The sequence below is a fragment of the Flavobacterium sp. LC2016-23 genome, from assembly GCF_009674775.1.
Taxonomy (GTDB): domain Bacteria; phylum Bacteroidota; class Bacteroidia; order Flavobacteriales; family Flavobacteriaceae; genus Flavobacterium.
In genome coordinates this window covers 1-588 of record NZ_WKKE01000080.1, presented here as the reverse complement: position 1 = coordinate 588, position 588 = coordinate 1, and the positions used below count along the sequence as shown (strand labels likewise).

Annotated in this window: 1 pseudogene; it reads right to left on the bottom strand. The window is 40.8% G+C overall.

Annotated features, from left to right (window positions below):
- A pseudogene (locus GJU43_RS22950) lies at positions 1–588 on the bottom strand (hypothetical protein); the annotation flags it as partial.

Below are 588 nucleotides of genomic sequence, written 5' to 3'. Positions count from 1 at the left end.
TTGATGTTTTCTTTGGCAGAAGTGACTTTGATGGCTTTGTTTTTGACACTAACCAGAATGTTGTTTTCGGTATTTTCAAAATCACCGGTGCCTAGTGTTTTATCGGTATAACGTAATACCAGACGATCGGCAAAAGTTCCGGCTTTGGTGGTAAAGGTATATTTACCGTTCTTTAAATTATGAATTTTACCTGCTGTTTTGTCTTCGATGTAAACGGGCTGATTCACTAAAGCCCCTTCTGTATGCTGGATGGAAATGGTAAAATCCCCTTCAATAGTACTGCGGTATCCTAGAGGAACGCTATCGGTATCTGTAAAAGGCAGGGCACGTCCCTGAATCACATAATTCAGATTGTTGTTTACACTGTAAAAATCCAGATAAGGATTCGCATCGAAAGTTTCTCCGTCATATCTGTTGTCAACACCATTGGTGGCTCCCTCTACATATCCTAACAGCATTTGTTTAAAAGCACCAGTCTCATTTGTCATGTTAAGCCAGATACGGCTTTTCTCTGCTTCTTTAGCTGTTTTTCCGGGTTTGAAGAACTGACCGTTATTGGCGCCGCCCTCTCTCATTTTATTGGTAAAG